Origin of the sequence: Deinococcus alpinitundrae, assembly GCF_009982895.1 — a bacterium.
Lineage (GTDB): Bacteria > Deinococcota > Deinococci > Deinococcales > Deinococcaceae > Deinococcus > Deinococcus alpinitundrae.
Window position 1 is genome coordinate 31,366 of sequence record NZ_WXZL01000022.1, and the last position, 18,381, is coordinate 49,746.

20 protein-coding genes and 1 pseudogene are annotated in these 18,381 nt (G+C 57.6%); 9 read left to right on the forward strand and 12 right to left on the reverse strand.

What is annotated here, in order from left to right:
* Positions 1–299 precede the first annotated feature (299 nt).
* On the forward strand, positions 300–773 hold the full coding sequence (locus GUI70_RS17205; protein ID WP_161883547.1) for a hypothetical protein: 474 nt from the start codon (positions 300–302) through the stop codon (positions 771–773).
* 17 nt (positions 774–790) lie between these two features.
* Positions 791–1,294, forward strand: coding sequence for a hypothetical protein (locus tag GUI70_RS17210; RefSeq protein WP_161883548.1), 504 nt, complete (start codon positions 791–793; stop codon positions 1,292–1,294).
* Between the two features lie 34 nt (positions 1,295–1,328).
* Here the strand turns inward: GUI70_RS17210 and GUI70_RS17215 are convergent, their stop codons facing one another.
* A complete protein-coding gene (locus GUI70_RS17215) occupies positions 1,329–1,700 on the reverse strand; it encodes a hypothetical protein (RefSeq protein WP_161883549.1) in 372 nt (123 codons plus the stop codon).
* A gap of 188 nt (positions 1,701–1,888) precedes the next feature.
* Between GUI70_RS17215 and GUI70_RS17220 the strand changes: the two genes are divergently transcribed.
* The gene (locus tag GUI70_RS17220) at positions 1,889–2,338 is read left to right on the forward strand and encodes a globin family protein (protein ID WP_161883550.1); all 450 of its coding nucleotides are present in this window, start codon (positions 1,889–1,891) and stop codon (positions 2,336–2,338) included.
* 69 nt (positions 2,339–2,407) lie between these two features.
* Here the strand turns inward: GUI70_RS17220 and GUI70_RS17225 are convergent, their stop codons facing one another.
* Together GUI70_RS17225 and GUI70_RS17230 are read right to left on the reverse strand one after the other, a co-directional pair.
* Positions 2,408–2,803 carry a hypothetical protein gene (locus tag GUI70_RS17225; protein WP_161883551.1) on the reverse strand — a complete coding sequence of 132 codons (396 nt, stop codon included), beginning with the start codon at positions 2,801–2,803 and terminating at the stop codon, positions 2,408–2,410.
* A 92-nt stretch (positions 2,804–2,895) separates the two neighbouring features.
* On the reverse strand, positions 2,896–5,550 hold the full coding sequence (locus tag GUI70_RS17230; RefSeq protein WP_161883552.1) for an Ig-like domain-containing domain: 2,655 nt from the start codon (positions 5,548–5,550) through the stop codon (positions 2,896–2,898).
* A gap of 447 nt (positions 5,551–5,997) precedes the next feature.
* On the opposite strand from GUI70_RS17230, the gene GUI70_RS25055 reads away from it, so the two are divergent.
* The 4 genes from GUI70_RS25055 (at position 5,998) to GUI70_RS17245 (ending at position 8,104) form a co-directional block, all read left to right on the forward strand.
* On the forward strand, positions 5,998–6,129 hold the full coding sequence (locus GUI70_RS25055; protein WP_272952894.1) for a hypothetical protein: 132 nt from the start codon (positions 5,998–6,000) through the stop codon (positions 6,127–6,129).
* A gap of 255 nt (positions 6,130–6,384) precedes the next feature.
* Complete coding sequence (locus GUI70_RS17235) at positions 6,385–7,308, forward strand: AraC family transcriptional regulator (RefSeq protein WP_161883553.1); 924 nt, start codon at positions 6,385–6,387, stop codon at positions 7,306–7,308.
* 190 nt (positions 7,309–7,498) lie between these two features.
* Positions 7,499–7,693: a hypothetical protein gene (locus GUI70_RS17240; RefSeq protein WP_161883554.1), complete on the forward strand. Its 195-nt coding sequence runs from the start codon at positions 7,499–7,501 to the stop codon at positions 7,691–7,693.
* Between the two features lie 135 nt (positions 7,694–7,828).
* Positions 7,829–8,104, forward strand: coding sequence for a hypothetical protein (locus GUI70_RS17245; RefSeq protein WP_161883555.1), 276 nt, complete (start codon positions 7,829–7,831; stop codon positions 8,102–8,104).
* 628 nt (positions 8,105–8,732) lie between these two features.
* On the opposite strand, the gene GUI70_RS24045 is transcribed toward GUI70_RS17245, so the two are convergent.
* The 4 genes from GUI70_RS24045 to GUI70_RS17265 all read right to left on the reverse strand — a co-directional run bounded on the left by GUI70_RS24045 (position 8,733) and on the right by GUI70_RS17265 (position 11,118).
* Positions 8,733–9,185: a hypothetical protein gene (locus GUI70_RS24045; RefSeq protein WP_202630512.1), complete on the reverse strand. Its 453-nt coding sequence runs from the start codon at positions 9,183–9,185 to the stop codon at positions 8,733–8,735.
* Positions 9,179–9,802, reverse strand: a complete 624-nt coding sequence (locus GUI70_RS17255; RefSeq protein ID WP_161883556.1) for a ParA family protein — start codon at positions 9,800–9,802, stop codon at positions 9,179–9,181. The genes GUI70_RS24045 and GUI70_RS17255 overlap by 7 nt, the downstream gene beginning before the upstream one ends.
* Before the next feature lie 70 nt (positions 9,803–9,872).
* A complete protein-coding gene (locus GUI70_RS17260; protein WP_161883557.1) occupies positions 9,873–10,058 on the reverse strand; it encodes a hypothetical protein in 186 nt (61 codons plus the stop codon).
* Positions 10,059–10,098: 40 nt separating this feature from the next.
* The gene (locus tag GUI70_RS17265; protein ID WP_161883558.1) at positions 10,099–11,118 is read right to left on the reverse strand and encodes a hypothetical protein; all 1,020 of its coding nucleotides are present in this window, start codon (positions 11,116–11,118) and stop codon (positions 10,099–10,101) included.
* Between the two features lie 658 nt (positions 11,119–11,776).
* Between GUI70_RS17265 and GUI70_RS17270 the strand changes: the two genes are divergently transcribed.
* Complete coding sequence (locus GUI70_RS17270) at positions 11,777–13,126, forward strand: replication initiator protein A (protein ID WP_161883559.1); 1,350 nt, start codon at positions 11,777–11,779, stop codon at positions 13,124–13,126.
* A gap of 823 nt (positions 13,127–13,949) precedes the next feature.
* Here the strand turns inward: GUI70_RS17270 and GUI70_RS17275 are convergent.
* A complete protein-coding gene (locus GUI70_RS17275) occupies positions 13,950–14,720 on the reverse strand; it encodes a hypothetical protein (protein ID WP_161883560.1) in 771 nt (256 codons plus the stop codon).
* A gap of 37 nt (positions 14,721–14,757) precedes the next feature.
* Here GUI70_RS17275 and GUI70_RS17280 point away from each other — a divergent pair, with 37 nt between their 5' ends.
* Entirely contained in the window at positions 14,758–15,225 is a 468-nt protein-coding gene (locus GUI70_RS17280; protein ID WP_161883561.1) for a hypothetical protein, read from the forward strand.
* A 96-nt stretch (positions 15,226–15,321) separates the two neighbouring features.
* Here GUI70_RS17280 and GUI70_RS17285 read toward each other — a convergent pair whose 3' ends face one another.
* The 4 genes and pseudogenes from GUI70_RS17285 to GUI70_RS24490 all read right to left on the reverse strand — a co-directional run.
* Positions 15,322–15,501, reverse strand: a complete 180-nt coding sequence (locus GUI70_RS17285) for a hypothetical protein (RefSeq protein ID WP_161883562.1) — start codon at positions 15,499–15,501, stop codon at positions 15,322–15,324.
* A gap of 636 nt (positions 15,502–16,137) precedes the next feature.
* Complete coding sequence (locus GUI70_RS17290; RefSeq protein ID WP_161883563.1) at positions 16,138–16,902, reverse strand: hypothetical protein; 765 nt, start codon at positions 16,900–16,902, stop codon at positions 16,138–16,140.
* Between the two features lie 102 nt (positions 16,903–17,004).
* Complete coding sequence (locus GUI70_RS17295) at positions 17,005–17,871, reverse strand: 5'-3' exonuclease (protein ID WP_161883564.1); 867 nt, start codon at positions 17,869–17,871, stop codon at positions 17,005–17,007.
* A 115-nt stretch (positions 17,872–17,986) separates the two neighbouring features.
* A pseudogene (locus GUI70_RS24490) lies at positions 17,987–18,206 on the reverse strand (IS6 family transposase); the annotation flags it as partial.
* Between the last annotated feature and the right edge of the window lie 175 nt (positions 18,207–18,381).

The window sequence follows — 18,381 nt, forward strand, 5'->3', positions numbered from 1 at the left end:
ATGGCCCAAAACGCTATGCCCGGCACATAATCAGGCCTAAAACGGCCGTAAATCTGGCTCGGACACGGATATAACTCGGCAGCGTAGATACCCGAACACGCTGAACGCTGTCCTGCACGCATCTCTCAAAGTGTATGTTCCATTCTTTCTGTTAGAAAACCTAAGATCTGCCAGGTTTAATCTGTAAGGCGAAAGTTACCATATGTAAAGGCATCTTCGAAGCACCCGCCGCTGCTCACCAGACGTCTTATGCGCCCGTTCTGGTACTTTAAACTGGAAAACTTGGTGTAATGTTGGTCATGCGCCTGCTGCTACTCTCGATACTTGCTGTCCTGTCCTTAAGTGCTTGCGGGGTTCTTCCAAGCCCCCTTGCCACCTCTAACAAGTCCGCTTCAACACTGAAGTCGGCTGCAAGCGCTTTAGTCATCAATGGGAAGACGCTCAGTCTCAAAGTTTCAGCTTGGACAAGTAACGGTGTAGGCATAAACCCCAATCCGTTTATCGTGCTTGTTAATGTAGAGAGTAGTGACGGTGCTGTACCAGCAGACATCATCCCGAAAAGGCTTTATATCATCAAGGGAGAGCAGGTGTGGGAGACAGGGTTTACCAATGAAAACCGTGGCCCTTATGCACCCCTCTCTGAGAAAGTCGCTCGTACATCCAATCGTTTCCCTGATGGTACAACTCTGAATTTCGCCGTTGATCTAGCGACACCGCAAGGCAAACAACTTCTGAGGGCAGCACGCGATCAAGTGATTACTTCACCTCAGTAGCAACAAATGATGATTCAATGAATTTATTAAGACATGACATCTCCTTAACAGGTCTCTTGCTACTGTTGGTAGGTCGTAATAGTAATCCGGGCAATCCCGTAGGGGCAACCCTAACGAAGGCGAAAACTGCTGAGAGTGCTTTGAGGAGAATTATCGAAGGTCAATGGCACAGATTCCTAGATCAAATCATTAAATTTGCAGAAAAGACTGGATTGGATGAAAGAATTATCGATCAGATTAAGGCTACTCAGACTGAGACACAATTCTCTAAAGCGGTAAAGGTGATGGGAGAGGCCATATCTCCTATATTGAAAATCAATGGACATAATCCCATTTCCCTAATGTACGCTGCTCTTAGTGAGGGAGTACACGATAAGTCTGATCAGGAATGTTTAGAGCTTGCTGTTGATGTACGTACTGTTATTTATAAATTGGCAGAAAGGCTTAATTTGGCCTTGCAAGAGCATGACGAACTTGATGCCGCCGTGAAAAGACTAGCCGCTAGAAATTCTAAAAATTAAAGTTATCAATCAAAAGCATGGGTGCGGAAGATAGTTACAAGTTAAAAAGAATAGGCGCGAAAAAAGTTGATATCCATACTTCCCCACAGATCTGACTTCCAAGACTCCATCTTCGTGGAGGGTGGAAGCGGTGTTCCTCAATATAGTTCACCCCAGCTTGATCCAGTTGCCGCGCCAGCACGGTGCTGATACTCTCCTCGACCTCGGCTTGCTTCAACGCAGGCAACAGATCAGGCACCCGCGCCGCAAAGTGGGGGTGCTTTGCAATGTAGCCGCGGATCAGTTTGCTGTTTCTCAGACCCGAGCCTCCACCATGCCGTACGCCGCTCGATCTACACTGCGCTGCACGATTGATTTTTGATTTCACCTTGACCAGGGGCGCGTCTTCTCTAATGGCACGCCACACGCGAGGAGTGAAGCATTCAAGCATCCCTGGCCTGCTCACCCTCGGGTCAAGAGCACGCTGCCCGTCTTGAGACGCGGTGACGCAGCGGTTACGGCCCGATTTCTAAGCTCAGTGCAGGAGGAACAACCCATGCACAACGCCCTGTCTCAATCCACCCAAGGCTTTCAACTCGTCTTCCAGGTGCAGCCATGAACGCCCACCAGGTTCAGCTGGTGCAGCATTCCTTCGCGCAGGTGCAGCCGATTGCCGAAATCGCCAGCGACCTGTTCTATGCCCGGTTGTTCGAGCTCGATCCTGCCCTCAAACCGCTCTTTCGGGGGAACATGCAGGCGCAGGGCCACAAGTTGATGATGATGCTGGGCGTGGCGGTGGCCAATCTCAACAAGCCCGAAGTGGTCATGCCGGCCCTGCAGCGGCTCGGTGAACGCCACGCGGGGTACGGGGTAACCGAGGCGCACTACGCCACGGTGGGCGAGGCGTTGCTGTGGACGCTGCAGGAAGGGTTGGGCGAGGCGTTCACGGCAGAAGTCCGGCTGGCCTGGGAAGCGGTGTACGGGCTTGTCGCTGAGACGATGCAGCAAGCTGCCCGGCGTATGACTGCACTGACCGAATCTCCGATTCGCAGTTCCCTGAGCTGAGGCGAGCGTAATGTCAAAGCGGCACACCTGAGATCGGGTGTGCCGCTCTTCTGCTTGAGGAAACCGGAATCAATTTCCGCCAATCAGCATGTTGACCCGGTCGCCGACAAAGAACAGCTCCACGACCATGAACGAGTGATTCTTGCCCTCAAAGTAAATTTCGGCACCCTTGAACACCGCATCGGTGCTGCCGATCTTCCTGTCGGTATTGTGGTAGCCCAGCTGGGTGAACAAGCTGCTGAGGTCCTGCTCGACGGCGGCAGGGGTACTCCACATCTCGGCCCAGCGCAGCAGTTTGCGGCCCTTACCAGGGTGTTTTTGCCACTGTTGCCAGGCGTAGCCGCATTCACGCACCAGCGATTTGGGCACGGCCACACGCCCATTGAACATCTTGTGTGGATCGGCGGCGCAGGCCCGTGCCCCCGATACGCCCAGGAGCATGACCAACAGACCAAGTACCTTCACAGCATTCTCCTTGAATTCTGAATAGAAAGATAACCCTACTCAACGAGGAAAGGGTAGGGTTATCCTGGTAAAAGAGGTCTCAGGGCGTAAAATCAGGGATATTCATAAGTCACAAGAATATGAGGACGTTTGTTGACATCTTTATTTCCTTGATAAGTGATTTCAGTTGTGCGGTTGCTGAAATTTTGACTCGATAGGAAACTATCGAATTCACGCTGGATTCGCCATTGTGACATCCCGCTCGATATACCTGGGTTCTTGAGGTTATAAGTAAACGGCACCGTGATGTCGAGTGTGTGGTAACCGATAGCGGGGCCGGGCACCTGATAAATATGCTTCAGGCCTTGCCCTGAATTTGCCGGGAGGGCATCCCACAATTTACCCGAGTCGAAGATAAATGGAGTGGCAATGTTGACCGCATCCAGATCACCCAGAAGTTCAGGGGTATTCTGGCTAGATAGACTGTAGACATTGAGAACGGCCGTATTTATCTTAGTGATGCTGGAGAACTTAGGTACACTGTTCAAGAGATCAACCAGGGGGAATTGGTAAAAGGCCCTTTGATAGTACCTTTCATCGACGTAATCGGAATGATACCTTCCTATCCAGTTGAGGTGGGTTGCGGGGTCATTCTTGGTCAGTTGTTTCGTGTCCGGCTCATATTGCAAAAAAACACTTGAATTCACGTCGCTGTAGAGCTTCATGGTGTTTTGCCGCACCAGGCGGAAGGTGCCACCGACACTGCTGGCCTGTGCCAGGGAATTGCCTGCCAGGTCGGTAGCAGCCTTGCTCATTCCCCAGATGATCGTCGTGCCATACGGCAAGACCTCGTTGTAGGTCATGGTCATCACCGTGCCTGCCGCGTTCCAGCCAAAGCTCTTCTTGCTGTCGGTCACGTTCGGTACCACCAGTTCAAAGGCGTTCTGTGTCGCGACCTTGTTCATCGCCTCGTTGAAGTTCACCGTGATGCTCAGCGGTGCATGGTTCACGCCCAGCGCGCCATTGGTGGGCGTAAAGCCCGTCACTTTGGGCGGGACGAGGTCGCCGAACGGCGGCAGGATGATGACAAAGGGTGCCGTCTTGAACGAGAAAGAGTACGGTGCCGCCAGCGCCACCCCCGATGTCGTCTTGGCGGCGGTGCTCATCGTCACGTTGTACAGGGTGTTCCCGGCAAAGTCACCCGTGCAGTACACGGCTTCGAATTCGTCATGCACGACGTTGCACTTCAGGTTCGCGACGACCGGGAAGAAACTGATGGCCTGGGCGGCGCTGGCCTGCATCGGCTCCGAGAACTTGACCATCACGCCCAGACCGGCGGGGTCCACATTCTGCTGCGCTGGATTGGGGAGCGTCCCAATCACTTGGGGGATGGGCGCAGCGGGCGCTGGGTTCTCCACCGTCAGGGGAACGTTCAGCGAGGCGCTGACGTTCCCGCTCGTGGCCTGCACCTGAATGGGGCTGGTGCCCGCTGGGCTGTTGCCCGTCTGGGTCAACGTCATCGCGGCACTGTCCTGACCAGCGGGAATGACCACGTCTGATGCCGTGACATTGACCGGCAGGTTCGTGGCATGCAACTTGACCGGGCCACTGACATTCTTACGCTGCACCTTGACGGTCAGGGAGGCCGGCGAGCCGGCCTTGACCGTCAAACTTCCTGGGGTACTGCTGAGCGTCAGACTCTGCGGCAAGGGATCGGGGATGGCGTCTTGCGGTGGCGACTTGAAGTTGAACGTGTAGGGCTGGGCCAGCGGCGTTCCCACGCTGTCCTTGGCAGCGGTACTGACGGTCAGGGTGTAGGCCGTATCGAATTGCGGGTCGCCACTGCAGAGCACGTTCGACTGTGCTGACCCGTTGTCGTTGATCACGCATTGAAAACTGTCAATCGCCGGCGTCACGCTGATGGCCTTGACCGCGTCTGCGCTCATCTCGTGCGAGAACTTCAGGTTGAGCTTCAAGCCGACCCCTTGGAAGACCTGAGCGTCGGCAGCGATCACTGTGGGCGCAGTGGGCAGGCTCTCGGCGCTTTCCACCGTCAGCGGGATGTTCAGCGAGGTCTTCACCGCATTCGAGCTGGCCTGCAGCTGAATGGTGCTGTTGCCCGCCGGACTCTTGCCGCTCTGGATCAGCGTCATCTGCGCACTGTCCTGTCCGTCAGGAATCACCACGTCCGCTGCCGTGACGTTGATCGGCAGGTTGCTCAGGTGCAACGTCACCGGACCGGTGACGTTGCTGCGCGTCACCTTGACCGTCAAGCTGGTGGGCTGTCCGGCCTTGAGTGTGAGGTTCTCGGGCGTGGCGACCAGCGTGAGCGCGGCCTGGCCCACCGGCACGGGGGCGGCGGCCACGTTGATCTTGACTTGCACGGTTTTGTGCAGACTGCCCGCATCGGCAGCGAACGTCAGGGTGTCCTCACCCGGGACGCTGGCACTGCTGGCCTTGAGGTCGAGCTTGGCCGTGGTGGCTCCAGCCGGAACCGTCACGGCGGCTGCGCTGATTCCCGTCGGCGGATTGAGCAGCGTCAGGGTCACGGCACTCGTGAAGCCGCCGCTGCGCTGAAGGGTGGCACTCAACGCTGCCGTGCCATTGGCTTGGACATTGACCACAGCGGGCGTCAGCGTGAAATTGAAATCAGCCTGGGGCACGGGATCGACGATCGGATCAGGGAGAACGACCGGAGGGGTGGAGGCGCTGCAAGCGGCGAGGCTGAGACTCAGGATCAGGGCGGCACCAATTAGTTTACGGTTCATGTGTGGCTCCTTGCGTTTTCGGGCTCGGCCCCGAAGCTGAAGAGAGCTTAGAAATCACCCCGTAACCGCTGCGTCACCGCAAAGATCTGCGCCGTAACGCCGAAGGGAAACTCACCGCGGACGTGAGGTCGTCTCGAACAGCAGGCAGCCGCTCCAATGACTTCCGGCACGTCCGCAGAGGTGGCAGACGGGGCCGGAGGGTGAGGTGTCGGGCTTGTGGGTCACTTTGCACCGGTTCAGGCCTGCGCGGGTCAAGACATATAACCGCGCACCGTCCGGACCGGTCTTGCAGGCCAGGCCCAGACTCACCAAAGTGCTCAGGATGCTGGCCTTCAAAAACTACTTCCCACTCCCGCAACGCGACATTGTGCCCCTCTATGAAGACGTACGGGACATGGTCAAGCGACTGCGAGCACAGCAAGAACGGGTAGATAAACAGGAGACCGTATGACGAAGTTCACCGATTGGTGGCAGAACATACCGAAAAGTCAGAAGCTGGTCTGGACGGTGCTGTGCTTGACCTTCATCTTTTTTGCTGGCATGGACATCGGCAGGGCACTGCATCAGGCAATTCACTAGCCCGGCCCCGATGAGCAGGTCTATTGATAACGGTACGGGTTCGCCTTATTGCTCCCAGATTTGTCCCGAAATTTCACGGCTGGGACACGTTCGGCTTCGCGGAGACCGATGCAAAGCTACGCCGTTATCACTAGGCCGTCACCACGCAGCTGTGTCAGGCGCACAGCGACGTGAAGCTTCTCCCTGACACTGGTCAGCTGGGTGACTTGGCAGCCCTGTTCTGACACTGGGAGACGCGGCCTGTCACAGTAAGGCATGCGCTTCCGGCACCACGACCCTGACCCACGCCTGCGCGAACTGGTGGACGGCTACTGGGAGTTCGAGAACGTGCACCTGACTGGACCGCACCAGAACTACGACATGGCCGAGCGCACCGTGCGCCTGATGTTCTCCGCAGACACCCTGCTGGTCGGGCCGACTGCCGACACCCTGCGCCCTGTCTCGCCCGTCGTCCTAGCGCCCTTTACCGTTCAGCCCCAGCGCACGGTAGTCCAGGGAAAGCTGCGCGCGCTGGTGGCCGAACTCTACCCCTGGGGTGCCAGGCAACTCCTGGGCTGGCAGGCAGCGACGACGCCGGATACCCTGGACGCTTCCCTCAGCGCCAGTCCCTGGGGCCGCGAGATCGTCGCCCTGGTGCAGCAAGGCGAATGGAACACGGCGCGCGAGGCGCTCGAGGCACACCTCCTGCACCTTGCCGGACTGCACAGTGAACCGGGCACGGCCATGCAGGCAGCCCAGCAGATCTACCAGTCGTTCGGCATGGTGCGGATCGCCGCACTGGCCGAGGAGCTGAATCTCAGCACACGTACCCTGGAGCGCCAGTTCGCGCAGCAGGTTGGGTTGAGTGCCAAGACGCTGGCCCGCGTGGTCCGCTTTGACGAGGTGAACATCCGCATCCGCATGAACCCGGCCGTGTCGATGGCCGACCTGACCTTCGAGCTGGGCTTTACCGACCAAGCACACCTGACCAGAGAGTTCAAGGCCCTGTCGAGCATGACCCCTGGTGCCTTCGCCGCCGTTGCTGCCAGTCGCCAACATGACGTGGATCTGGCGCTGCTGCAGAGCGGCGGGGACCTGTACATCGAGTTGGAGTCGCGGCCCGACTTCGCGCCGGGGCTGAGCCAAACCGCTGAGAGAACTCGCAGTGACAGGCTCACTGCGAGTCGCGCCCGTATTTAGGGCATTTTGAAGAGAATGCCCCAAGGCCCACCAACGCCAGGAAGGCGAAGACTGTTCCCAGGGCGTACGCGCGCTCAGCGCGGGTTTGAACGGACACCTGAACGACTTGACCGACACCGAATGACAGCGGTTGGTCATGGTGCGGCCAGCTGGCCAGACAGACGTCATCTGGTCGCTCTAGACTGACCGCATGCACCTGGCGAACGCCGATGACGAACAGCTCAAGCAGCTCAGAGATGACTTGGCCCACCGACTTGACGAGGGTGCGGCCCTGCGCCTGAGCAAGCGCGGTTACCTGGCGCGAACAGCGGACCATGCGGCGCTGACTGAGGCGGGCCGCAAGGCGCTGCTGGACTGGGAACGCGCGGCGTGGCTGCCGACGTGAAGGAATGATGCCGGGCATTCGGCTCAGCAGCCTAGATGATGGGCGTGTGCTGGAAGGGCATGGTGAAAGGGCGACGTGCTGGCGGTCTGGAATACCTGAGGGTACCTAAGCCGACGACTGAGACTGGGAGAGCGCGTGAAACGACAGCATATGATCCTGACTGAAGCCACCCTCCAGGCCATCCTTGAGCTGCAACAACAATTGGTCATCGTCGGTGACCCTGTTGTCACGACTGGGCAAGACGGTGATTCCAGCGTAGTGACGCTGAAGGTTCAGATGCCGCTGCCGTTTTTCCGACTCAACAAATACGTTGACCTGGTGTACCAGACGCTGGAGGACACCAGCACCAAGACGTATACGGTGCTCGTCGAGATCTCGCTGCACGAACCGCTGGGTTGGGAAGACGTGTGAACCTTCCTCCTGGCACCGCTGACGCCATCATCCGACTCCTTCAGCGGTAACAGAACAATGAAAGTGACTACTCAGCACATCAACAAGGCGGGATGCGCTGAGTAGTCACCTTTCAGGAACCAATACTTAAACCAGTGAAGCAGGTTGAGGCAGCTGCCTTGCTTTTTCAGTTCCATGGAGGCCAAGCGGTCGTCGTGCATGCCACGACCGTCAGTATGACGGTCAACCGTAGAGATTAAAAATCCTGTATCAGCACCTCCCCCTAGTTAGCTCTTGTGCGCTTGAAGCACGCCGTAATCCTCGGCCGAAGAAATAACCACACTGCAAACTTTCCCTGCCGTTTTGCCTCAGTGGAGCAATCTGAGCTGGCCAAAAGTGAGACAAGGTTCGGGGTCAGAGTCGAAGTGCAAACGTTCACCTCGCTTTTCGGTAAACCTGGACCCGCGCGTGTCAATGACGGCTGGGACGACGCTGAAACCCTCAACGGGGTTTTCGGGCGATTGAAACCATAACGCGATCATCCATCGAGCATCTCATAATAGACGACAGATTCTACGAGTGACAGAGTCTGTTATTCTGTGACAGACTCAAGTTTGAGGCCGTTCAGGGGGACACTCCATCGTGTCCGTCACTGCAGGCTGGCCAGCAGCTCCTCCTCAGTGTCGCCATGAAGCTCTGATCGCCTTCGCAACAAGAGTTCCGTGGCCACCCGGAGCAGGGTATTGGCCGTGATGATCTCGCCCACCTCGTGCTTTCTTCTGTTGAGTTCTCGAGCCAGGCGGGTGAGCTCATCATATTGCACTTCATGCAGTCGCGCTTCTTTACGAACAAGACGCTGATATTTGGGCAAAGTCACAGAGTCTGTCTCTACGTTACTCACAGACTTTATTTCTCTGAGAGACACGACTTCTGTTTCTATCGATGTCTTTGCCGAAAGAGGAATCTCAATCTCAAAATTCCCAGCTAACAGAGTCTGTGATTCTGTTTCTCTCAGCACTACGGACTCTGTCTCTTCGGGAGACTGTTGCAGGTGCTGGGCCTCCGTTCGGAGCAGGTCAGCCAGGCCACGGCGTTTTACCATTCGCGACTCACCTCCTCAGCAATCCGGTCGTAATCACGCTGACCCTCACGGGCGTTGGCTCCCCTGTATTGATGGATCGGTACACCGTCTAAGGCCGCGCGCTCATGTGCTTTGTAGGCCCTTACGAAGGCATGAAAGCTAGGAATGCCCACATCGGTCAGGGTATTCAGCGCCTCCAGCGCCTCATTCAGGGCACGGGGATCCACACGGGTGAGCATGACCCGGTATTTGACGTGAATGGGTGCCAGGACCGAGCGGACCGTTTCAATCACCACGTTGAGATCCAGCGCTGATGGGGGAGTGGGGACAAGAGCAAAATCAGAGAGCTTGACTACCGCAGCCAGTGCTGCGCTGCTGAGGGCCGGTTGGGTGTCGATAATGGCGACATCGTAGTCACCGAGTTCGCGGAGTCTGACCAGGAGCGCCGGATCGCTCTCGGTGATCAGTTCGAATGGTTGATTCTGGCCGCGCTCGTACCACCAACTGGCACTGGCCTGAGGATCGGTGTCGACCAGCAACACCTTCTGCTTTCTGTTGGCGAAAGAAGCAGCGAGGCTAAAAGCCGTGGTGGTTTTGCCCACCCCGCCCTTGCCGTTCACGATGGTCAGCAGTTTCATGCAAAAGTCCTGAGCATGTCCAGAATTTACCAGAAAACTCTGCGACTCCGTTGATAACAGACTAACAGAGTCAGTGGGTCTGTAACCAATCTCTGCCGTCCATCTGGCGCTTTATCCCCGACATGAACAGAGACTGCTGAGATACGCCAGACACATCTCCATTTTTATGATTTGAACTCGCCTGAACGGCTCCGGTTACCGAGCCGCTGACAATCAGGGCGATGGCCACAGCGGAAGTCATCCAGAAAATGGTCACGGTATCGGAGTAAGCGGTGTTTCGCCCAGCTGATCACGGGTCAGAACCCAAGGCGAAAAACCATGCGTCCCAGCATGAGGTGGTGGGTGAAGGTGTTGTGCACATCCGAGGCGTAGGGATCTCCCCAGGTCCAGGCGTCCCGCAGCAGTTTCAGACCGTAAGCGCTGCGCCCACGCAGCCCGTGCCGGACGCCAAGCCTGGCGCGGGCGTGATCGTTGTTGGGATCGAGTTCCAGCACCTGCTCGAGATACCCTTCAGCCATGGCGTTATCCGTGTCGGGCGCATCGATCATGGCAGTCAGGACGTGAATGGTTGGCATGATCGTGAGCGACTCCTGGTACAGCCGGTACGCACCGTCCTTGTCGTCCTTGAAATGCAGGTGATGGTGGGCTTCGTACCCGAGTTCGAGGGCAGCGAGGTGGCGCTGCTGTTCCGCTGGCAGGTCCCGGTTCTCCGGCCGCGTCAGGACCGCCCTCATGCTGCTGTAATCGCCCTGCCCGCCCCACTCGGCGCGTAGTGCCAGCAGCAGGCCTTCGCGGATCAGCATGCTGTTCGGGCAGCGTCTTAGGCCCTCGGCGTAGAGGTCCCAGGGGTCCTGGCCGAAGGTCATGGCCGTGAGCTGCTTCTGGCTGTAGGCAACGCTAGGCTGGGCCGTCGCGTGCAGTGCCCGGCTAAGGTAAATGTCGGCCTTCTGGGCGGCGTCCACCATCAGGGTGCGGTTCGCCTCGGGGATGTCACGGCCGAGACGAAAGGTGCGCTTCAGCCAGACGAGCCCCGTGTAGTGCAGGCCCGCTGCAAGCAGTGAGAGGTAATCGCCGCTCCGGGTTTCAGCGTTCTCTACGATCTGCGCGGTGAGTTCCGGGCGGTAGCTGGAGAAGACGCTCAAGGCGATTTTGAGTCCTCTGTCGTCGATTTCGCCGCGCTCGAAGGCCGCCTGGAGCGCCCGTGCCGGTTCCAGTGCCTCATTGATCTTTCCACTGCGAATCAAATCGTAGGCCTGTTGGCGCGGCAGGACAGGAGGAAGGGTGGCAGGGGAAGTGTGGGAGGGGGCATTCGTCATGGCTAAAGTTATTAGAGCAGAGTGAGCGGCTTGAGGGCTGGACTGGCCTCCTGTAAGGCTGCCTTCACTTGCTGGCGAAAAGCAGCCGCTGGAAGCGCCAAGGGGAGCGTCAAATCCTGCTCTGCCGAACTTCTGGGTGACTTCTAGCAAACCCTGCACAATAGCTGCACGGTCCCACTGAGCCCCCAGGAGTATCGGTCAACTTGGGGGAAATGAACTGAAGAGGGTATCGGTCAACTTGGGGGAAAATGAACCGAAGGAGCCTGCTAGACGGCTTTTAATTCTCCCTGCACATGCATTCTGAAACGTATCGGTCAACTTGGGGGAAATGGGGCCAGAACTATCGGTCAACTTGGGGGAATGCAGTGGAGAGGGTATCGGTCAACTTGGGGGAAAAGGGACGAAAACTATCGGTCAACTTGGGGGAAATAGGGCCAGAACTATCGGTCAACTTGGGGGGAAAAGGGACGAAAACTATCGGTCAACTTGGGGGAAATAGGGCCAGAACTATCGGTCAACTTGGGGGGAAAACGCTCTAAATACCGTGCGGCACGCTAAATGCGATCTCCTCTTGTTGTTGTTACAACAATTCTTTTAAAGCTTTGAAAGAATAAAAAACAACAAACAAAGCGCTGCGTCCGCTAAACTGAACGTGGCCATGACCGTCAAGCAGCGACAATTGGATCTGCCGGTTCGTTTCGAGGAGATGAATGTTCTTCGACTGGGTCTGGTGAGTATGCAGGAACGGATTCCTGCTGATTACACCAACTGGGAAGAGAACTTTGAGATCGATGGCCAGATCGGTAGGGTGGTTTGCAAAGCGCTTGCAGAATATGGTGTGCCTCACGGTGTGGACAACGACGTGATGACTGCCCTCATCACTTTGTTCCGCGAACAGGACGACCCAGAAGATGGCCGTATGGTCAGTTCAGCCTATAATCTGCTTCAGTTGGCTGGCATGGATGTAAATGGTGCAGCCTACCGGCTGCTGCGCGAAAGCCTGGAGCGGCTCTGGACCACGTCTTACCAGATTAGTCGGTTGTGGCGTGATCACCGCCGGGGCCGCTATACCACCGTCGGGTTGAGAATCGTGCACGAATTGGAATACACCGGCAGCGGAGACGGGGAGTTTGACAATGACTCGGCCTTGGTGATCACATTGGCTCCAGCGCTCGTCAACTCCATACGCGCCGGGTTTGTTCGACCGATGGACCCCCGCTTGGCCCGACTTCTCAAGCGGCGCTCCACACGTGCTTTTTACCGACTTCTGGATGCCAAGCGTCGTGATATCAACAAACCAGAGCAGACCGTTTCTTTTTTGCAGCTCTCCCTCTTGGAACTGAAGCAGATTTGCAAGATTATCAATGAGCAGCCCGACAAGATTCGCCGCTCGATTGAGCCCGCCCATCGAGAGCTTCTTGAGATCGGTTATCTCAAGAAAGTAGAGTATCTGGGACGCGGAATCAAGCAGCAGGTGGCTTACACCTTCAACCATCAGGTTACTGAGGAAGAACCCCATTTCACATTCAAAGCGGAGCTGGAGGCCCTGGGTCTCAAGCCACTCAGCCTCAAAAACATTCTCGGGAATCTAGATACAGCTGAAATTCGGCAGCGTCTGGCCAAGGCACATCTGGTGCTGGCCAGTTATGCCTCGCCACCTCGCAATCCCGCGTCCGTGGCTGCGGACGTGCTAAAAAATCCTGACAAATATGAGGTTCAGCCCCCTTCATTGCTGCCCTCCTATGCACCTGCCGTTTCTGCAAAAGTGATCAAGACACCACGCCAGCCAGCCGAGTTAATAGCCCCGCCGGTGTCCACAGAGGACCTACTCAAAACCCTACGCTTTCTTCTTAAAGCTCACCTTGAGCTGACTGAGATGGATACCCTGCAAGCGGCCATCAAGGAGGGTCGACTTGACGCCGTTACCCTGATCAAAGAAGTAAGCGTCGCCAAAGCAGCGGGTGACATGCAACGCCCCGTAGAGAAGCTCAAAGCCCAACTCCGGTAAATCATCAGGGCTATCGGTCAACTTGGGGGAAAGGGCGTTTGGCTGGGCTGATGGCTTTTCCAATTGATGACCAGAAGACCGAGCAACTCACCCTCTCACCGGATAGTTGCCTGATCGGTCATTTGCTGTTGGCTGTCAATCAGAAGATTTCTTATCTAGAACGTCTTGATTCGGGATGAGGTGTGGTTGCGGCAGAGCCTGTGAATGCTAAGACCAGCCCCCGAAGCGCAAAGGCCAGTGCCGCGCCGCGTGCTGGTCATACGTCAGCACCGCCTAGCACTACTTAAACACGGAAATCTAGTATCACAAGATGTATGACATGGAATTACCGAGTCGGATACGACAAAACAGAAGAGACATTCGCCATCTACTCTGCGTACTACTCCGATAAGGGTCAGGCAATCTCCACGTCTACTGAGCCAGCAGTCGTAGCGGGGGAGTCATTGGAGGATTTGCGTGCTGAGCTGGAGAGAATGCTTGCCGCCCTTGAATCACCCGTGCTGGACATGGAAAGATTTTCAGATTGACCTGTTTAAGTATTGCTACCACTACTTAAACACGGATTTTAGCGATGGAGACGGCTTTCATGCGTGTCTGCCAGACTGGTACATGACCGCTGTTCAGGAACATGTCCTGTCCCTTCGGCGCTTCATCCGACCCTTCCAACGTGTCCTGGGCCATACTCACCGTCGGAAGTGGTGCCTGCTGTATCTGCGGAGCTTGATGTCCCCGCTCGAACGCAAGAGCCTTCAATCCTTGGCAGAAGGTTATCGGGGGGCGGACGGTGGTGCTAGCGCTTAGTCGGCGCTGAGGGCGATGCCGGTCACTTCGTGAATATCGGCGGCGAGAAGTTGTGTTTCGGCCTGAGCCATGACCGCTTCGACGCGGGCCTTGGCCTGCTCGACAGCGTGAATGCCAACTGGGGGGTCCTCCGTGTCGAGAGCGGGCGTCTGGTTGTAGTTCGGTGCGGCGTTGACGGGGGGCTTGTTGGCGTCAGCAATCCACTCTTTCTTCTCGTCCTCGACGGGGGGACCTGCCTTGTAGCCTCACGCAGCTCTTTGTGGAGCTGGTTGACGCTCCTAGCGATCACGTCGTCCCCGACGAGGCCACGGTAGCTCTTGGGCTGCTTGAACCCGTCAACCAGCTCCACTTTGGTCATGGTCAGTGCAGCGCTGACCAGCGAGGTGCCGTGCTGATGACGGTCCCACTCAGAGGACTTCTTGACAATGCCGTCCTTGTGGACGTGCTTGATGGTGGCGTTATCGCCAGCCAGCGTTGCGGTGATGAATCCGGCCAGACGGACGCCGTACTGCTCATCCGTTTCGTTGGCTTCCTGCACCGGCAGGTCCAGATCGAACTTGATGCCGACGCGGGTCAGCTCAGGCGAGGCGACTTTGAGCGCCAGGACGTACTGCACCAGTCCCGGCAGCATGCCCTCCAGCGCCCGCTGTGCCTGACTGCGGCCCGACGGAGCCTCGTTGACGGAGGCGAAGAACTTCTTGACGCCGACAGGCTCAATCGCGTTGACACTCTTGAGAGCGGTGGCGGCGACGAGGTTACGACGGTCAGCGGTGGTGTTGTTGGTGTTGGTCATGGTCGTAGCTCCTGTGGTGGCCCGGAGGCCGACGAGAGTGCTCCTTGACAACTCCTCACTCAACCCTGCATCTGCCACTTACCTGCGGGTCTTCCTCGAGGTTTGCGGTTCGGCGGTCTGGGACGAAGGCGATCACCTCAAGCTCGTCCCGAACGAATTTCCCCGGCTGCTTTACCTGACCCGCGGCGCGGTGGCGCTGGTCCTGCAGCCGTTCTCGAACGAGGCCGGATTCCCGGTCTCCTTGCTGCAGATCCATCCCCGGGTGCTGCAAATCTTTGTCCCAGACGAAGTGGAGGACGAACAGGTGAGCTGCACCGGTGAGCTTGATCCCGACTGCTGTTGCGACGATGCTGCGAGTTTGACGACCAGCGCCGCCGAGCAGTTGCCGTTGAGCACCGCCCGTGCGAGCCGAGCTGCTGCATTTGCCCGTCATAGAACTAGGGGCTATAGATGTTTCTTAGGTTCTATTGCAGCGACTTGGCGCTATCGGTGCTGGCGGTTTTGAAGTCGTAAGAGGTCCTGTTTTTCTTCCTGCGGTAAAACAAAACCCCCACTGGAGAAGCTGAGGGGCAGTGAGAGGACGGCTGTGATGCGGGCGGCTTCAGACCACCCGGGTGCGGGGGCGGCCCTCACTGCGGGGGCGCTCCGCAGTCGGGCGGGCTTTGGCGTGGGCGGCGGCGAACGTTCTCAGTCGGGCGGTCTCATTGCTGCCGCCGCTGGCGTGGGTGTACTTCGCTTCCTCATAGGCGTGCTGGGGTTGTTGTCCAGGCCGGTGTGGCATTGAATATATAGCTAGCTATGATCCCCCTCTCCTCTCCCATTCTTCTTTGTCTGGGACAAAGCGGAGTCGATTCCATCCTCCAAATCTGCACCTTCAGATGATCTGGCACTGAATCTGGGGTTTTTTTATCTGGCTTAAGAAAAAGTCAGGGGGCTGCAGGTGAAGCCCAAGCGCGCGGGCTGACCGGGGGAGGGTTAGGGGGAAGGTGGCTTGACTGGAAATAGAAACGAGCTCGATATATTCCTTTGCACCCTATAGAAAAACCGTCTGAAAAAGACCTCACCACCCAAGCACACCGCTCCACTCACGACCCGTTCGCCGGCCTCCTGGGCGCGCTGCGTGAAGATCCCATAGCATCTGGAGACCCCAGGACGCTTTTCTTGAGGCCCACCAGCCTCTTTTCCCGAGCCTGAGTGCCCTCTCCTCAGCACCGGACGGCGAGCCGTCCGTCCCCCGTACGCTGGCGTTCCCCGGCACCCGGGAGATGGCCTTTCAAGGGGTTACCCCCCAGATATCGCACTCCGTTGTACCGCTCTCGACGCCCATTACTCCAAGTCAGCGCGCTTCATCTCGGTAGGTTTCTACGCCTTAACATCATCCCAGACGACGTCCAGCGCTTCGCGTACCTTATTCTTCTCAATCGGCGGCATCTTGACGCTCTTCGGTCGTCGGCAGGAACCGGATGTTGTCGGTCATCACCACTTGATCGTGCTCATCGAGCATCGGCCTGCCATTGTTGAGCATCACCGGCTGCGGCGTGATCAGCCATTCGGTCAAGGCCAGCGTCACCAGTTGACCGCGCTTGGTCTTCTCGTCCTGGCTGACGGTTTCACCCTGTTCGGTCGCTTTGGCCTCGATCGCTTTGAGCAGATCGTCGAAGGCTGCGGCGTCTTCGATGGTGAAGCGCAGTTCTCGGCTGGCGAAGGCAGGCTTCTTCTGGGCTTTCTCGGGGGTGTCCTGACGGATGTGCTCGCGCAGGGCTTCCTCTTCCTTGGTCACGATCAGCTCGCGGATCTCGCCCTTGTTCTTCATGGCCCAGTCATGGTTCTGCGCCACGGCGCGCAAACGCGAAACGGGGATGTTGACGAGTTCCTCGCGCGAAAAACCCAGGCCCTGATCACCGGTCAAGCGGAAGGTCCTGAACGTGCGCCAGGCATCGCCGATGACGATGCGCGACTTCTTGTCGCCCTCTTCGAGGTGCAGCCGCTTGCCGACGCGCTCGAGCACTCCGGCCTTGCCACGGGGGAGTTCGTCGAGGTAGAGGCTCGCCACGATGTCCATGCGGCGAAACCTCGCCTCGGCACTGGTCTGTTCGAGCTGGTTCCATTCGGTGGCGGCGTCCTGGGTCGGGGTGTAGAGATCGGTCGGCAAAGCGGACAGCATCGGGTCTTGGGTTTTCATGTGAAGCTCCTTTATCTGAGGTTCATTTTAGGTTGGGGTCAACCCGCCCTATGGTGTTTTCACGGATGGGCATCGACGAAAAACTCTGGTGGACATACCAAATCAGGCCCTGATCACCGGCGTGTCGTACCGCAGGGTCACCAGCGTTTCTTGCCGCAGCGCTTCTTCCAGACCGGCGGCCTGCAACTTGGTGCGGTCGGAGGTTTGCAGGCGTTCTAAATTCGCGAAGATCGAAGACATCGATGGGTACGCATTCGCCAGCCGTTTGGCGGCGACCGGGCCGAGCCCCACGATGCCGGGGATGTTGTCGCTGTTGTCCCCCTGGATGGCTTTCAGCAGGGCCACCCGGTGCGGGGGAACACCGAGCTTGGTCTCCACCTCGCTCGGCCCTAGGGCGCAGTAGCTATTGGCGTCGTAGTGCAGTAGGTAGGTGCCACTGCCATCGGGGCCTTTATGCGCCAGAGCGAAGAGGTCCTTGTCGTTGGAGGCGATCACAAAACGTACCCCGGTGCCGAGACACTGATCGGCCAGACTCGCCAGCACGTCGTCGGCTTCAAAACCGGGTGAGTGGTACAGCTCCATGCCGAACTCTTTTCTGAGCAGGTCTGGCGCTTCGTCGAGGAGCTGGCGGAACTCGGCGGGCTTCTCGCCCCGGTGGGCTTTGTACTCGGGGAAGAGGTCGTGCCGGAAGCACTTGCCACTGTCGAGCGCGCCGATCAGCCTGACCGGCTCGGTTTCCCGCAGCAGGGTCTTGAGCATGGTCTTCAAGCGGTGGCGGGCCAGACCGATCACCGACTGGCCCTCCTTGCCCGCAGCGGTGGCGTGGTAGGCCCGCGCCACGATGTTCGACACGTCCACGGCTAAGAACACCGGCGGGGTCATGCGTGCAGCGCCCGCCACGCCGCGAATCGAGCCTATGGACTCCGGCGTACCCGTTACGTGGGACTTGCAAAAGTAACGCTTCAGCATGCCAACATCGCGGCGGCCATCAACGCCGTGAGAGTGACGGCCTGGCTGGCTGGTATCCCGAGAACCTCGACCAGGACGTCTCGCTTTGCCTCCCTGCGCCTAACCCCGTGAATTGGCCGACAGTATCCACACATTCGTCCAGATGCCACTGGGAACTCCAACGGGGTTCAGGGTGACGCAGCTCTTCAGCCATGAGGAGCGAGAATTTAACGTTCCACTCGCGAAGCGTCTCGTGACGGACCTCAATGCCACGCTCGTGGAGTAATTCCTGAACCTCCCGATAGCTGAGTGGGAAGCGGTCGTAGTGCTTTCTGGGCGTGCTGGATGATGGTCATCGGGAATCGGTGGCGCCAGGGTTTATGGTCAATTAATGGCCACCATACCGGCTAACCTGACAGAACCATCAAAATCAAGCGTTCCAAACATGATCAATCGTTGCGGTGAGGATCAATAGACCTCTTGCGAAAGTCATAATTGACAGGCTCGCGTAAGATTGCAGAGAGCTGCGAT

Coding starts and splice junctions, on each gene's coding strand:
- GUI70_RS17205 (WP_161883547.1), top strand. CDS start 300: ATGCGCCTGCTGCTACTCTCGATACTTGCTGTCCTGTCCTTAAGTGCT.
- GUI70_RS17210 (WP_161883548.1), top strand. CDS start 791: ATGAATTTATTAAGACATGACATCTCCTTAACAGGTCTCTTGCTACTG.
- GUI70_RS17220 (WP_161883550.1), top strand. CDS start 1,889: ATGAACGCCCACCAGGTTCAGCTGGTGCAGCATTCCTTCGCGCAGGTG.
- GUI70_RS17230 (WP_161883552.1), bottom strand. CDS start 5,550: ATGAACCGTAAACTAATTGGTGCCGCCCTGATCCTGAGTCTCAGCCTC.
- GUI70_RS25055 (WP_272952894.1), top strand. CDS start 5,998: ATGACGAAGTTCACCGATTGGTGGCAGAACATACCGAAAAGTCAGAAG.
- GUI70_RS17235 (WP_161883553.1), top strand. CDS start 6,385: ATGCGCTTCCGGCACCACGACCCTGACCCACGCCTGCGCGAACTGGTG.
- GUI70_RS17240 (WP_161883554.1), top strand. CDS start 7,499: ATGCACCTGGCGAACGCCGATGACGAACAGCTCAAGCAGCTCAGAGAT.
- GUI70_RS24045 (WP_202630512.1), bottom strand. CDS start 9,185: ATGGTAAAACGCCGTGGCCTGGCTGACCTGCTCCGAACGGAGGCCCAG.
- GUI70_RS17255 (WP_161883556.1), bottom strand. CDS start 9,802: ATGAAACTGCTGACCATCGTGAACGGCAAGGGCGGGGTGGGCAAAACC.
- GUI70_RS17265 (WP_161883558.1), bottom strand. CDS start 11,118: ATGACGAATGCCCCCTCCCACACTTCCCCTGCCACCCTTCCTCCTGTC.
- GUI70_RS17270 (WP_161883559.1), top strand. CDS start 11,777: ATGACCGTCAAGCAGCGACAATTGGATCTGCCGGTTCGTTTCGAGGAG.
- GUI70_RS17275 (WP_161883560.1), bottom strand. CDS start 14,720: ATGACCAACACCAACAACACCACCGCTGACCGTCGTAACCTCGTCGCC.
- GUI70_RS17285 (WP_161883562.1), bottom strand. CDS start 15,501: ATGCCACACCGGCCTGGACAACAACCCCAGCACGCCTATGAGGAAGCG.
- GUI70_RS17290 (WP_161883563.1), bottom strand. CDS start 16,902: ATGAAAACCCAAGACCCGATGCTGTCCGCTTTGCCGACCGATCTCTAC.
- GUI70_RS17295 (WP_161883564.1), bottom strand. CDS start 17,871: ATGCTGAAGCGTTACTTTTGCAAGTCCCACGTAACGGGTACGCCGGAG.